The 14,732-nt window shown below is 50.4% G+C and carries 14 protein-coding genes; 12 read left to right on the top strand and 2 right to left on the bottom strand.

Annotation, left to right across the window (positions count from 1 at the left end; translation table 11 throughout):
* Positions 1–53: 53 nt before the first annotated feature.
* Complete coding sequence (locus EHW58_RS10885) at positions 54–893, top strand: thymidylate synthase (RefSeq protein WP_152796364.1); 840 nt, start codon at positions 54–56, stop codon at positions 891–893.
* A gap of 121 nt (positions 894–1,014) precedes the next feature.
* Here EHW58_RS10885 and EHW58_RS10880 read toward each other — a convergent pair whose 3' ends face one another.
* On the bottom strand, positions 1,015–2,163 hold the full coding sequence (locus tag EHW58_RS10880) for a Na/Pi symporter (RefSeq protein ID WP_152796362.1): 1,149 nt from the start codon (positions 2,161–2,163) through the stop codon (positions 1,015–1,017).
* 419 nt (positions 2,164–2,582) lie between these two features.
* Between EHW58_RS10880 and nhaA the strand changes: the two genes are divergently transcribed.
* From nhaA to EHW58_RS10860, 4 genes are all read left to right on the top strand, one after another.
* A complete protein-coding gene (gene nhaA / locus EHW58_RS10875) occupies positions 2,583–3,788 on the top strand; it encodes a Na+/H+ antiporter NhaA (RefSeq protein WP_046075096.1) in 1,206 nt (401 codons plus the stop codon).
* Positions 3,757–4,032, top strand: a complete 276-nt coding sequence (locus EHW58_RS10870; protein WP_046075097.1) for a hypothetical protein — start codon at positions 3,757–3,759, stop codon at positions 4,030–4,032. The genes nhaA and EHW58_RS10870 overlap by 32 nt, the downstream gene beginning before the upstream one ends.
* A gap of 72 nt (positions 4,033–4,104) precedes the next feature.
* On the top strand, positions 4,105–4,998 hold the full coding sequence (nhaR, locus tag EHW58_RS10865; RefSeq protein ID WP_046075098.1) for a transcriptional activator NhaR: 894 nt from the start codon (positions 4,105–4,107) through the stop codon (positions 4,996–4,998).
* A gap of 66 nt (positions 4,999–5,064) precedes the next feature.
* The gene (locus tag EHW58_RS10860) at positions 5,065–5,382 is read left to right on the top strand and encodes a metalloregulator ArsR/SmtB family transcription factor (protein ID WP_046075099.1); all 318 of its coding nucleotides are present in this window, start codon (positions 5,065–5,067) and stop codon (positions 5,380–5,382) included.
* A gap of 55 nt (positions 5,383–5,437) precedes the next feature.
* On the opposite strand, the gene rpsT is transcribed toward EHW58_RS10860, so the two are convergent.
* On the bottom strand, positions 5,438–5,698 hold the full coding sequence (gene rpsT, locus EHW58_RS10855) for a 30S ribosomal protein S20 (RefSeq protein ID WP_046075100.1): 261 nt from the start codon (positions 5,696–5,698) through the stop codon (positions 5,438–5,440).
* 286 nt (positions 5,699–5,984) lie between these two features.
* Here rpsT and murJ point away from each other — a divergent pair, with 286 nt between their 5' ends.
* The 7 genes from murJ to dapB all read left to right on the top strand — a co-directional run bounded on the left by murJ (position 5,985) and on the right by dapB (position 14,317).
* A complete protein-coding gene (murJ, locus tag EHW58_RS10850; protein ID WP_077578304.1) occupies positions 5,985–7,556 on the top strand; it encodes a murein biosynthesis integral membrane protein MurJ in 1,572 nt (523 codons plus the stop codon).
* Between the two features lie 91 nt (positions 7,557–7,647).
* Positions 7,648–8,583 carry a bifunctional riboflavin kinase/FAD synthetase gene (gene ribF, locus EHW58_RS15855; protein WP_046075102.1) on the top strand — a complete coding sequence of 312 codons (936 nt, stop codon included), beginning with the start codon at positions 7,648–7,650 and terminating at the stop codon, positions 8,581–8,583.
* 30 nt (positions 8,584–8,613) lie between these two features.
* Positions 8,614–11,439 (top strand): isoleucine--tRNA ligase, encoded by a 2,826-nt coding sequence (gene ileS, locus EHW58_RS10840; protein WP_152796360.1) that lies wholly within the window; start codon positions 8,614–8,616, stop codon positions 11,437–11,439.
* A complete protein-coding gene (lspA, locus tag EHW58_RS10835; protein WP_046075104.1) occupies positions 11,439–11,948 on the top strand; it encodes a signal peptidase II in 510 nt (169 codons plus the stop codon). Before ileS ends, lspA begins: the two co-directional genes overlap by 1 nt.
* A gap of 44 nt (positions 11,949–11,992) precedes the next feature.
* Positions 11,993–12,424 (top strand): FKBP-type peptidyl-prolyl cis-trans isomerase, encoded by a 432-nt coding sequence (gene fkpB / locus EHW58_RS10830; protein WP_046075105.1) that lies wholly within the window; start codon positions 11,993–11,995, stop codon positions 12,422–12,424.
* Positions 12,425–12,434: 10 nt separating this feature from the next.
* On the top strand, positions 12,435–13,379 hold the full coding sequence (ispH, locus tag EHW58_RS10825) for a 4-hydroxy-3-methylbut-2-enyl diphosphate reductase (RefSeq protein ID WP_152796357.1): 945 nt from the start codon (positions 12,435–12,437) through the stop codon (positions 13,377–13,379).
* A 134-nt stretch (positions 13,380–13,513) separates the two neighbouring features.
* Positions 13,514–14,317 carry a 4-hydroxy-tetrahydrodipicolinate reductase gene (gene dapB, locus EHW58_RS10820; protein ID WP_046075107.1) on the top strand — a complete coding sequence of 268 codons (804 nt, stop codon included), beginning with the start codon at positions 13,514–13,516 and terminating at the stop codon, positions 14,315–14,317.
* Positions 14,318–14,732 lie beyond the last annotated feature (415 nt).

The raw sequence follows: 14,732 nt of genomic DNA, 5'->3' as shown, positions 1-14,732 counted from the left end.
TCAAGGCACCTCAGCGGTGCCTTTTGTTCGTTTGGCCAATGATAGGAAACACTATGAAGCAGTATCAGGCTTTGATGCAGGATATTCTCGATAATGGGACGGATAGAGGCGATCGCACGGGCGTGGGAACACGGTCAGTGTTTGGTCGGCAACTGCGGTTTGACCTTGCCGCTGGCTTTCCGCTACTCACCACCAAAAAACTCTACACGCGTGCCATTATCCATGAGCTTTTGTGGTTCCTTAACGGCGATACGAACGTTCACTATTTACAAGAAAATAAGGTGCGTATCTGGGATGAGTGGGCGACTGAAACCGGCGATCTTGGCCCCGTTTATGGCGCGCAGTGGCGCTCGTGGGCGTGTCCTGATGGCTCGACGGTGGATCAAATCGAACAACTGATCGAGCAAATTAAAACGAAACCTAATTCACGTCGTCATATCATTACCGCTTGGAACCCTGCTGATTTGCCTGATGAGTCGATAAGCCCAACCGAGAACGCCGAACAAGGCAAGATGGCCTTGGCGCCTTGCCATTGCTTGTTCCAGTTCTACGTGGCTGATGGCAAGCTTTCATGCCAGCTTTATCAGCGCAGCGCCGATTACTTCTTGGGTGTGCCGTTTAACATTGCCAGCTATGCGCTTTTCACTCATATGATTGCGCAACAATGCGATTTAGCGGTGGGCGATTTTGTCCATACCTTTGGAGACGTGCACCTTTATCATAATCATTTAACCGACGAGATTGTTTACGAGCAACTAAAACGTGAACCGCGTGCACTACCTCGCTTGGTGATCAAACGTAAACCGGCGTCTATTTTTGATTATCAAATTGATGACTTTGAGATTGAAGGGTACGAGCCGCACCCAACGATTAAAGCACCGATAGCCATTTAGTGACGTCTTATCGGATTCACGTGTCATATCGCGACATCTTTATCTGACTTACTTTGGTGTCTCCAATAAAAAACCACCGCACGGGCGGTGGTTTTTTGCGCTTGGGCGGGAGGTCAACCCATCACTGTGACAACAGCACAATGCTTCCTGGAACAATCACAAAGACGAGGCTGATGTAAGCCAGTACCGCCGCTTTTGATTTGGCTGCCAATTGGCCTAACCAGTCGGCCCCTTTGAGCGGCAATTCACGCAAGAACGGAATACCGAAAATCAGCGTCGTCGCCAAGATGTTGAAGCTTAAGTGCACCAACGCGATTTGTAGGGCAAAGACAGCGAATTCACCGGTAACCGCCGTGGCGGCGAGTAGGGCGGTAATACAAGTCCCAATGTTGGCGCCTAAGGTGAAGGGGTAGATGTCACGGACTTTTAGCACCCCTGAGCCGACTAGCGGCACCATTAAGCTGGTGGTTGTCGATGAAGACTGCACCAAAACAGTGACCACAGAGCCTGAGAAAATACCGTGCAGTGGACCACGACCAATCGCGTTCTTCAGCATGTCTTTGGCACGACCGACCATCAGCTTTTTCATCACTTTGCCCATGATGGTAATCGCAATCACGATGGCAGCAATCCCCATGACAATCATGATAGCGCCACCAATGTTACCAGGCAGAGCGGCTTCAAGCGGTGATTGTACCGCGTTAACCACGGGTTTTGTCAGCGGTTTAACAAAGTTCAAACCTTTAATGCTCATGTCACTGGCTTGCGTCAGCGGTGAAACCAACCACTCGGAAATCTTGTTCAGCAAACCGAACGCCATCTCTAATGGCAGGAAGATAGCAACGGCAAAAAGGTTGAAGAAATCATGGACGGTGGCGCAACTAAATGCGCGACTAAACTCCACTTTACAGCGAGCATGCCCAAGGCTCACGATCGTGTTAGTGACCGAGGTGCCTACGTTTGCCCCCATGACCATTGGAATCGCGGCTTCAACGGGGAGGCCACCTGCGACTAAGCCAACTATAATAGAGGTGACTGTGCTTGACGATTGGATCAATGCGGTAGCAACAATACCAATCATTAAGCCAGCTACGGGATGAGAAGCGAACGCGAAGAGCGTCTTTGCTTCGTCGCCGACGGCCCATTTAAAGCCGCTTCCTACCATGGCAACGGCCACCAGTAGGAGGTAAAGCATGACGGCAAGCTTGGTCCAACGGAACCAATTTGAGGAGCTCTGGGTTGCCTCTACCGCTGTAGCATGGGGAGTCATAAGATATCTCCGTGACAGTTCGATGTCAGTTTAGTGTCAAAGCAAAAATCTGCGGCGATAGTAAGAAGGTAATATTTCAGAAATATGACACAAATACTGCAGTGGTTTGAAAATCCGATCTGGACGAGGTTATCAGTGGAGTTCGCGCCAGTTAGCTTGCTGATTTTAAGTATTATTTGTGCCCGTTCGGTGCCGTAAAAAAATCCGTGGAAAAAATGTAACAGGGAGGTGCGCGTTGACACTATGCTAGACACTGGGCGGTTAGCAAGGATAAAAAAGATTAGACTGCGAATAAATCAATGGTAAGTTAGTTTTGATATCGGTTTTTCCGATGTTTACTATCAGAACAAACGATTTTTCTAAAAGTGGTCTGGCTGACTAGACTACGGAAATCCACTTTTTTTGTATGGAGTGCTTAAATGACTGATGTCATTCGTCAGTTTCTGAAAATGGAATCCGCAGGAGGTATTGTGCTGATTATTGCGGCGGTATTGGCGATGTTCGTAGCGAACTCGGATCTACAGCCTTTATATGACAGCACCCTTCATACCTATATAGCCGGTTTATCGGTTGGTCATTGGATCAACGATGGCTTGATGGTGATTTTTTTCCTGCTGATTGGTTTGGAAGTGAAGCGTGAGTTGGTGCAAGGTGCCTTAAACTCGAAAGACAAAGCGACCTTCCCGGCGGTCGCCGCCATTGGTGGGATGCTCGCCCCCGCATTGGTCTATTTAGCCTTTAACTGGGGTGATCCTCTCGCGGTATCAGGGTGGGCGATCCCGGCCGCGACCGATATTGCCTTTGCCCTCGGTGTCTTGGCATTGCTGGGTAATCGTGTACCGTTGGCGCTAAAGGTCTTCTTGCTCGCACTGGCGATTATTGACGATCTTGGGGTAATAGTGATCATCGCGCTGTTTTACAGCAGTGATCTGTCAGTGGTTGCGTTAGCCAGTGCGTTTGCTGCTACCTTAGTCTTGGTGGCGATGAACATGCGCAAGGTCACCAGTATCACCGCGTATGTGGTGGTCGGTTTGGTGCTGTGGTTCAGTGTTTTACAGTCAGGTGTTCACGCGACCCTCGCCGGTGTCGTGCTTGGCTTTGCTATCCCACTGAAAGGTAAAACGGAGGATGACCCATCACCGTTGAAAAAAATGGAGCACGCCCTCCATCCTTATGTGTCCTATTTGATCCTGCCTATCTTCGCCTTTGCGAATGCCGGGGTGTCTTTGGATGGCGTCTCTTTGGCAAACTTAACCGAAATGTTGCCGTTAGGTATTGCATTGGGTCTGCTGATTGGTAAGCCTTTGGGTATCTTTAGCTTTAGCTGGGCAGCGGTGAAACTCGGCATTGCCAAATTACCAGCACGTGTGAATTTCACCCACATCTTCGCGGTGTCAGTGCTTTGTGGTATTGGTTTTACCATGTCTATTTTTATCTCGTCACTGGCCTTTGTCGGTGTGAATGGCGAGTTCGTCACACTCTCTCGTCTGGGGATCTTGATAGGATCAACCTTGGCCGCGGTGATTGGTTATGCGGTCTTGCACTTTGCATTGCCCCCAGCCAGCGCGCTTGCTGATGAACGAGGAGACGAGTATGAAGAAGGCGACACTAGCATTGATTACTAGCCTGGTTGCCGTCTCTGGCTCTGCCATGGCGGCGAACCAGGAGATGTACTGCCACGGAGAAAAGGATAACAGCGACGTGTGCCAAGCCTACTTAGCGGGCGTGGCAGATGGAAAAGCGATGACGGCCTCATTAAACGACAAAGATAAAGCCGAAAATGGGTCGAGCTTTTCAGAGCGTGCGTTAGAGCATCGTGCTGGAGAGCGGGTGAGAAAGCCGCTCGATAAAGATGATGTGAAAGACTAAAACGAGCATGAAACTTGAAGGCGCCAGAGGGGCAGCGTAAGCTGCTCGTCTGGCGTTTTTTTATCAATCAGCATGGCTCACCTAAACTACAACCACCTCTATTATTTCTGGATGGTCTGCAAGCAAGGTTCAATCACCCAAGGGGCGGACAAACTTTGTTTAACACCACAAACAGTGACAGGGCAAATCCGAGCGCTGGAACAGCGCTTAAATGGCAAGCTTACTAAACGCAATGGCCGTTATGTTGAGCCCACCGAACTGGGTCAGCTCGTTTTTCAATATGCGGACCGTATGTTTGGCTTGAGTTATGAGATGCTGGATATTGTTAACTATAGCCAACAAGAAAACATCTTATTTGATGTAGGGGTGGCTGATGCCTTATCTAAGCGTTTGATCAGTCAAATCTTGCTTCATGCTATCCCGAACGATAATGCCATCCACCTACGTTGCTTTGAATCGACGCACGAGATGCTACTCGAACAGCTCTCTCAGCATAAATTGGATATGATCTTGTCCGACTGCCCAGTCGATTCCACGCAACAGGCGGGGTTATTTAGCGTCAAGCTTGGTGAGAGTAGCATGAGTTTGTATTCCTCTAATCCCGCAGAGCCCCCCGATGTGCCGCTACCTATCCGTCTTGCCACGCAAAAAATATTGATGCCGAGCAAAGCGACCGCTATGGGACGAAAACTCACACAGTGGTTTGATCAACAAGGCATCGTGCCCAACATACTGGGTGAGTTTGATGACTCTGCACTGATGAAAGCATTTGGCATTAGTCATCAGGCGTTATTCATTGCGCCCACCACCTATGCCGAGGAAGTGACGCGCCTCGGGCAAGCCGTACAAATTGTCGAGTTGAGTGCGGTCAAAGAAGAGTACTATGTGATATTCGCCGAGCGAATGATCCAGCATCCGGCGGTCAAGCGGATTTGTGAGGCAGATTACAGCCGCTTATTTGTTTAGTTACAGATTGGCATAAAGATCGTGCTAGACTCGTGGCAATGAGTATTAATGAGTGATGGAAGTTGAATGGATTTAGCCCGCATGCAGCAGAATGGGCCGAAGGCGGTAAACCTGCTCAAGGCCATGGCCAACGAGAAACGCCTGTTCATTCTGTGTTATCTACTGCAAGGAGAGTTGTCGGTTGGGCAGCTGGTGGAGCGAGTGCCTTTAAGCCAGTCGGCGCTGTCTCAACACCTTGCTTGGCTTCGAAAAGATGGCCTAGTGGCCACGCGTAAAGAAGCGCAAACCGTGTATTACTCGCTAAAAAGTGATGAAGTTGAGGCGGTTATCCAGTTATTACATGATCTGTATTGTAAGGAAACCGTGGATTCACCCAACCCTTAAGCAATAAAAAAACCGGCCGAAGCCGGTTTTTTTTATCTCTTTGCAAAGAGCAAAATTACAGCGCTTTAATTTGTGCTGCGAATGCTGCTTTGTAACGAGCTGCTTTGTTCTTGTGGATCAGGCCTTTGGTGGCTGAACGATCAAGAATAGGCTGAACTTGTGCAAAAGCAGCAGTTGCTGCTTCTTTGTCGCCTGCAGCGATAGCTGAAGCAGTTTTCTTCATATAAGTGCGCATCATAGAGCGACGGCTTGCGTTGTGCTGGCGACGCTTCTCAGACTGGATCGCACGCTTCTTAGCAGATTTGATATTCGCCAAGGGTCTAACTCCCAAATCTTTTTGTTCGGTGACATTTCAAGGCGGAGGACTATGCCTCTTTTTACCTCTATTGTCAATTCATTTGTGCAAAGATCCGCCGCTCCAACGATGTGTTGGCGCTGCGGGGTTATCACAGTTAATATGGCGGCTGATTCTATCAGCATTTCAGCCCCGACGTCACCTATATTTCCATTTCTTATCGATGTCAGTGATAACGTGACAGCGGAAAGAAACAATGAAGGTGCGACAGTGACGCGCATTGGGCACGTGTTTTCAAGAGGTAACCGTGAGTAAGCGACTTTTACGCTCTGGGCTCATCGTGAGCACCATGACTTTGGTGTCCCGTGTTTTAGGGCTGGTCCGTGATGTGGTGATCGCGAACTTGATGGGGGCAGGCGCCGCCGCCGATGTGTTCTTTTTCGCCAACAAAATTCCGAACTTTTTGCGTCGTTTGTTCGCAGAAGGCGCCTTCTCGCAAGCGTTTGTGCCCGTATTAACTGAATATCAAGCGCGAGATAAAGATGATGACACACGCGCGCACTCGCGTGAACTGGTCGCCAATGTGGTGGGCACCTTAGGTGGCTTGGTCACTCTTGTCACCTTGCTCGGGGTGGTCGGTTCGCCCGTCCTAGCGGCGCTGTTTGGTACAGGTTGGTTCGTTGATTGGCTCGAGGGCCGGCCTGACGGTGCCAAGTTTGAGTTGGCGAGCTTGATGCTCAAAATTACCTTCCCTTACTTATGGTTTATTACCTTTGTGGCTTTATCTGGGGCGATACTTAACACCCTCAATAAATTTGCGGTGTCGAGCTTTACCCCTGTTTTTTTGAATATCGCCATTATCGCAGCGGCGATAGGGATCTCCCCGCATCTTGCCCAACCTGAAATAGGTTTGGCGATTGGTGTCTTTATTGGGGGCGCGGTTCAGCTTTTATTTCAACTGCCTTTCCTCTCTCAAGAAGGCATGCTGGTAAAACCTAAGTGGGGCTGGCAGCATCCTGGGGTAGTGAAAATACGCCAGCTGATGATTCCCGCGCTTTTCGGGGTTTCGGTGAGCCAAATTAACCTATTATTCGATACCTTTATTGCCAGTTTCTTGATGACTGGGTCGATCAGTTGGCTGTATTACTCTGATCGCTTGCTTGAATTTCCGCTCGGCCTGTTTGGTATTGCCATTGCCACCGTGATCTTGCCGGCGCTATCGAAAAAGCATGTTGACCAATCGCCTCAGCAATTTTCTGCCACCATGGATTGGGGGGTGCGTATGGTGTTGCTCCTTGGGATCCCAGCGATGGCGGGTTTGATCGTGCTTGCCCAACCGATGTTGATGGTGCTCTTTATGCGTGGTGAATTTGGCGTCCCTGACGTAGAAGCGGCGAGTTTATCGTTGATGGCTTATGCCTGTGGCTTGGTCAATTTTATGGTGATCAAGGTCCTTGCGCCTGGTTACTACGCCCGCCAAGACACCAAAACGCCCGTAAAGTATGGTGTGATAGCGATGGCGAGTAACATGGTTTTCAACGCCATTTTTGCTTACTTGTTTAGTTATGTCGGGCTGGCCATAGCCACCGCACTGTCTGCGTTGATTAACGCTGGCCTGCTCTATCAAGGATTACACCGCCAAGGCATTTATCAATTATCGCGGGCAACCGTCGGATTTATTAGCAAACTCGTGTTGGCTGTGGGGGTGATGATCGCCGGTTTGTACCTGGTGATGCCTGCGTTGTCTCAGTGGGTGTCGATGTCCTTGTTATCTCGAAGCTTAACGTTAGCCAGCCTTATTGTGGGAGGCGGCGCGCTTTATCTTGTCACCGCCCTGTTGCTCGGTGTGCGGGTGAGTGATATTCGTCATCGTGGATGATAGAGCGCGCGGATTATCAATCCAGGGCTGATTGCCAGCGCTGACTAGTATATAATCCGCCAGTTTTAATAGTTCAAATAGTCAGCAGGCGATGGAATTAATTCGAGGCATCCACAACATCCGGGCGCAACACCGAGGCTGTGTACTGACCATCGGGAATTTCGATGGTGTCCACCTCGGCCACCAGGCTGTTTTGCGTCAAGTCGTTGAGAAGGCCAGAGCCCTTGACTTGCCTGCGACCGTCATGCTGTTCGAGCCGCAACCGCTCGAGTTATTTCTCGGAGAGCAAGCGCCTGCCCGTTTATCGCGATTGCGGGACAAATACACCCAGCTTGCCAAACTGGGCGTCGACAGGCTGTTGTGCGTGAGTTTTACCCCGGCATTCGCCGCCATGAGCCCTGATGCCTTTGTGGACCGCTTGTTGGTCAATCAATTGGGTGTTAAGTTTCTGGTTGTGGGTGACGACTTTCGCTTTGGCCTTAAGCGAACTGGCGACTTTTCGCGCTTAAAACAAGCCGGACAAGAGCATGACTTTGCGGTTGTCAGTACCGAGAGCTTTTGTGTGAGCGACCGGCGTGTGAGTAGCACGGCGATTCGTGATGCACTTTCCGCCGGAAAGATGCAAGTGGCGGCCGATATGCTAGGGCGTCCTTACAGTATTTGTGGCCGGGTTGCCCACGGTCGCAAGCTAGGGCGGACGATTGGTTTCCCTACTGCAAATGTGTTGCTTAAACGTCGCGTTTCACCTGTTTCTGGTGTCTATGCGGTAACGGTGGCCATCGATGGGCAATCGTTGCCTGGGGTGGCGAATGTAGGGCACCGTCCTACGGTAAACGGCACGCACCAGCAACTCGAAGTACACCTTTTTGATCACACGCTCGACTTATACGGCAAACAGCTTGAAGTAAGCTTGTTACATAAGTTGCGTGACGAGACCAAATTTGCGTCAGTAGACGCGTTAAAAATGCAAATTCAACGAGATGCATCAGCCGCGCGTGCGTGGCTGGCTGATGCCAATAATGTCTAGAGTGTAACCTCCATACGGAATCAATAATCAATGAGTGACTACAAAGATACCTTAAACCTGCCGGAAACCGCGTTTCCGATGCGAGGTAATCTTGCTAAGCGCGAGCCTGATATGCTCAAGCGTTGGTACGATGAAGATCTTTACGGTGCAATCCGTCAAGCGAAGAAAGGCAAAAAAACATTTATTTTGCATGACGGTCCTCCGTACGCGAACGGCAATATTCACATTGGTCACTCTGTTAATAAAATTCTCAAAGACATTATTATTAAATCGAAAACGCTGGCGGACTATGACGCACCGTACGTCCCTGGCTGGGACTGCCATGGTCTACCTATCGAATTGATGGTAGAGAAAAAAGTTGGCAAGCCAGGTCAGAAAATCTCCACCGCCGAGTTCCGTGAAAAATGTCGTGAATACGCGGCCAAGCAAGTGGAAGGTCAAAAAGCCGACTTCAAACGGCTTGGCGTGTTAGGTGAGTGGGATAAGCCTTACCTGACCATGGACTTTAATACCGAAGCCAATATTATCCGAGCGCTGGGTAAAATTGCGGGCAATGGTCATTTGCACAAAGGCTTCAAGCCCGTGCATTGGTGTACAGACTGTGGTTCGGCGCTCGCGGAAGCCGAAGTTGAGTACCAAGATAAAACATCACCGTCGATTGACGTGACTTTCCGCGCAGTTGATGAGCAGGCGTTATTGAACGTATTTACCCTAGCGGGCGATCACCAAGGCGAAGGCCCAGTATCCGCGGTGATCTGGACCACGACGCCTTGGACTTTGCCAGCGAACCGTGCGGTCGCCGTTGCGGCGGACTTGGAATACGTCTTGGTGCAAGTGGAAGGTGACCAGCCACAGCGCTTGATCCTTGCCGCAGAGCTGGCAAAAGATGTGATGGATCGCGCGGGCATTGAGCACTATCACAACCTTGGTTTCTGTAAAGGTGAAGCGTTGGAGCTTCAACGCGTGCAACATCCTTTTTATGACTTTGATGTGCCGGTTATCCTAGGCGAGCACGTTACTACTGAATCGGGTACCGGTGTGGTTCACACGGCGCCAGGGCATGGTCAAGAAGACTTTGTGGTCGGTCAAAAATACGATCTTGAAGTGGCTAATCCGGTTGGCAGCAATGGTGTGTATCTGCCCGACACGCCGCTGTTTGCTGGTCAACACGTGTTTAAAGCCAACGACAGCGTAATTGAAGCGCTGAAAACGCACGGTGCCTTATTGCATCATCACGCGTATGAGCACAGCTACCCGCATTGCTGGCGCCACAAAACACCGATCATCTTCCGTGCCACGCCGCAATGGTTCATTGCCATGGACAAAGCAGGGCTGCGAGATAAAGCGCTGCAAGAGATCAAGAACGTTGAATGGATCCCTGACTGGGGACAAAGCCGCATTGAGTCAATGGTGGAAGGGCGTCCAGACTGGTGTATTTCGCGCCAGCGCACTTGGGGCGTGCCTATTGCCTTGTTCGTTCATAAAGAAACCTCAGAGCTACACCCGGATACGCTCAACCTGATTGAGCAGGTGGCTCAGCGCGTAGAAAAAGCCGGTATTCAAGCGTGGTGGGACTTAGATCTGAATGAACTGTTGGGCGATGACGCTGATCAGTACGAGAAAGTCTTGGATACCCTGGATGTGTGGTTTGACTCTGGCGCAACGCACTATGCTGTGGTTAATCAGCGTGACGAGTTTAACGGTCAAGAAGCCGATATGTATTTGGAAGGCTCGGATCAACACCGTGGCTGGTTCCAGTCATCACTGATGACGTCGGTGGCAATTAAAGACAAAGCCCCATACCGCCGTGTACTCACCCATGGTTTCACCGTCGACGGTAATGGCCGCAAGATGTCGAAGTCGCTGGGAAATACCATCATGCCGCAAGATGTGATGAACAAGCTGGGTGCTGATATTCTCCGTTTGTGGGTGGCATCAACCGATTATACGGGTGAGATCAGTGTGTCGGATGAAATTCTCAAGCGCAGTGCTGATGCTTATCGTCGTATCCGTAATACCTCGCGCTTCTTGCTGGCTAACTTACACGGTTTTGACCCTAAAACTGATTTGGTTGCTCCAGACGATTTGGTGGCGGTCGATCGCTGGGCCGTCAGCCGCGCCCTCGAAGCGCAGCAAGAGATCACTGCCGCGTATGATGCCTGTAACTTCCACCAAGTGACTCAGCGTTTGATGCAGTTCTGCTCGATTGAAATGGGCTCGTTCTACCTCGATATCATCAAGGATCGTCAGTACACAGCCAAAGCAGGCAGCCATGCGCACCGCAGCTGTCAAACGGCGCTTTTCCACATCGTGGAAGCACTGGTACGCTGGATGGCACCGATTATGTCATTTACCGCGGATGAGATCTGGAATGAAATGCCCGGCGAGCGAACCAAGTTTGTCTTCACCGAAATCTGGTATGACGGCTTGTTTGACTTAGAACAGCAGGCTGTGCTGAATCAGGCGTTCTGGGCGAAATTGCTCGATGTTCGCGGTGCAGTGAACAAAACCCTAGAGCAAGCCCGGAATGAAAAAGTCATCGGCGGTTCATTAGAAGCGGAAGTCACGCTTTATGCACCGACAGACTTTGCCGAGAAGCTGCGCTTGATGGGCGACGAACTTCGCTTTGTGCTGTTGACCTCGAAAGCGACCGTGATCGCGGGAGATGCCCCTGATTCCGCAACACAGACTGAACTCGACGGGTTGGCTGTGGACGTGGCGGCATCAAGCGCGGCTAAGTGTGAGCGCTGTTGGCACCATGTCGCTGATGTTGGCACCATTGCGGGTCATGAAGAGATCTGTGGCCGTTGTGTGACCAATATTGCAGGAGAAGGCGAAACTCGCCAATTTGCGTGATGCAGACTCTTTCCCTCTCACAATCAGGATGGCGCTGGCTTTGGCTAGCGCCGCTGGTCTTTGCTCTCGATATCGGCAGCAAGTGGCTGGTGATGCAAACCATGGAATACGGGTTTGCGAATCGGATTGAAGTGCTGCCTTTTTTCAATCTTACATACGTGCACAACCACGGCGCGGCGTTTAGCTTTTTAAGTGATGCCGGCGGTTGGCAGCGTTGGCTGTTCAGTGCGATTGCACTGGGGGTGAGCGGATTATTGGCGTATTGGATGCGGGGAACACCGGCCAGCAAACGCATGATCAATATTGCCTATGCGATGATCATTGGTGGCGCACTGGGTAATTTGTTTGATCGTCTTGTGCATGGCTACGTGATTGATTTCCTTGATTTTTATCTCGGAAGTTCGCACTGGCCAGCGTTTAATCTCGCCGATTCGGCGATATGTTTGGGCGCTGCATTGATAATCTTAGATAGTTTTCGTCAAGGCCAGTCATCGACCAAACAAGGATGATGCGTATCTATCAGCAAAACCGCGACTGTCTAAAAGGATGAATCATGAAAGCAATCACAGCGTCTAGCGAAGTCATTATGCACTTTACCATCAAACTGGAAGATGGTTCGGTTGCCGATACCACCCATAATGCGGGTAAACCGGCGAAGCTGGTGATGGGCGACGGTAGCTTGACGGAAAACTTTGAAACTTGCCTTCTTGGTTTAAAAGAAGGGGAGTCGAGCAGCTTCACCTTGGCACCAGAGGATGCATTCGGCCAGCCTAATCCGGATAATATCCATCACATGGATCGCCGTCACTTTGGTGGAGAAACGCCCGCAGAAGAAGGGGCGATCATTGCCTTTAGTGGGCCGCAAGGGCAGGAGATCCCGGGCATTGTGACGGCAGTGACAGGGGATTCCGTCACGGTTGATTTTAACCACCCACTGGCTGGGAAGACCGTCATTTTTGATGTTGAAATTATAAGTGTGCAATAAAGGCGGACACATGAAGATCTTACTTGCCAATCCCCGTGGCTTTTGCGCAGGGGTTGACCGTGCCATCAGTATTGTTGAGCGCGCGCTAGAAATCTATCAACCCCCCATTTATGTCCGTCATGAAGTGGTGCATAACCGCTTTGTGGTGGAAGGCTTAAAGCAGCGTGGGGCGATTTTTGTTGAGCAGATCAGCGAAGTGCCTGATGACAGTATTGTGATTTTCTCCGCCCACGGCGTGTCTCAGGCCGTGCGCAATGAGGCCAAGTCGCGTCAGTTAACCGTGTTTGATGCGACCTGCCCACTAGTGACCAAGGTGCATATGGAAGTCGCGCGTGCCAGCCGTAAGAACATGGAAGTGGTATTGATCGGCCATGCCGGCCACCCTGAAGTGGAAGGCACCATGGGGCAATACGCCAGTGAAACCGGCGGCATGTATTTGGTCGAAACCCCAGAGGATGTGTATACCTTGAAGGTGAGCGATCCTGATAACTTGCACTATGTGAGCCAAACCACCCTGTCGGTCGATGAAACCGCGGATGTGATTGATACCTTGCGTAAGGTGTTTCCTAACATCCAAGGACCACGTAAAGACGACATTTGTTATGCCACCCAGAACCGCCAAGACGCAGTGCGCGATTTAGCGCAAAGCTGTGATGTGATGGTGGTGGTTGGGTCAAAAAACAGCTCCAACTCAAACCGTCTGCGCGAGTTATCCGAAAAACTCGGCACGCCAGGTTATCTAACCGATACGGCGGAAGATATCGATCCGGCCTGGTTTGAAGGCAAGCAGACGGTCGGGATCACGGCCGGTGCGTCGGCACCAGAAGAGTTAGTGGATCAAATTATCGAGCGAATCAAGCAGCTGGGTGCCACCCATGTTGATAATCTCGCAGGGCGTGAAGAAAACATGTTTTTTGAAGTGCCTAAAGAGTTGCAAATTCGAGAAGTCACCTAGGGTGATGTTCAAGACGGCGAGGGGAGCATGTGCTTCCCTTTTTTTCGCCAATATACAAGTGCCAAGGAACGCGCTAGAGTGATTGGCTACCAAGAAGGAGCCAGTGAACTGGCATAGTGACAAAGGGGAAAATCATGGTACGTATTGCCATAGCAGGCGCGGCTGGGCGCATGGGTCGCAACCTTATCCAAGCGGTTTCACAGTATCCAGGTGCCACTTTAGGGGCCGCGAGCGAAAGACCGGAATCCAGCTTAGTCGGTACCGATGCGGGAGAGCTCGCGGGCATTGGCCGGTTAGGCGTTAATGTGGTGGACGATTTAGCGAAAGTGAGTGACGACTTCGATGTGGTCATTGATTTCACCGCCCCTGCTGCGACCCTGGCCAACCTGACGTTATGCCAAGCACAAGGCAAGCAGTTGGTCATAGGTACGACAGGGTTTGATGACTCGCAAAAGCAAACCATTGAAGAAGCGGCGGCTTCGACAGCCATGGTGATGGCCCCGAATTACAGTGTTGGTGTCAATCTTGTCTTCAAGTTGTTAGAGCAGGCAGCCCAAGTGATGGGAGAAGAGTGCGACATTGAAATTGTTGAAGCGCACCACCGTCATAAAGTTGATGCACCATCTGGTACCGCACTCGGTATGGGTGAAGCCATTGCCGGCGCAATGGGAAATAAACTTAGCGATGTGGCGGTTTATGCGCGTGAAGGGATCACCGGAGAGCGAAGCAAAGATGAAATTGGCTTTGCCACGCTTCGAGCAGGTGACATTGTTGGCGAGCATACGGCGATGTTTGCCGATATTGGCGAGCGTGTAGAAATTACTCACAAGGCGTCTAATCGAAACACCTTTGCCAAAGGCGCCGTACGAGCTGCGGTTTGGCTCAATCAGCATCAACGTGGTTTATACACGATGCAAGACGTCCTCAATCTTAAATAATTATTCATCGCGCCTCGGCGCGATGTTTTTTTCTGCTTTTCCCTCTTCCTCTGTCGGTTGCCTTTCTGGTTCAGACATTATTACCACTAATCTTGTGTTTGTTGTCATTATGGTGACAGATAGCCCTTATGCATGCTTTTGTTGCATGAGTAAACGTTTGCTAATTTACCTTTTCTGATAAGGGTAAAAAGGTGTTGATGAAAAACACATTAAGCGTGCCTTTTGCGCGTTTTTTATCCGTAATTCATGGGTGAGGCTTGTTGTTATAGCGCTTTGGCGGCCGTTTTTTTATGAGTGGCGAATAAAATAAAGAAAAATCACGCGCTTTGATTGACAGTCCCCCTGTGCATCCCTAGAATGCGCGCAATTTGTCAAAATTCAGCTTGACGTGAGTTTTGATCTTAGATGGAATACG

The organism is Salinivibrio sp. VYel1 (assembly GCF_009377945.1).
GTDB lineage: Bacteria > Pseudomonadota > Gammaproteobacteria > Enterobacterales > Vibrionaceae > Salinivibrio > Salinivibrio siamensis.
This window is presented reverse-complemented; position numbering and strand designations above follow the sequence as displayed.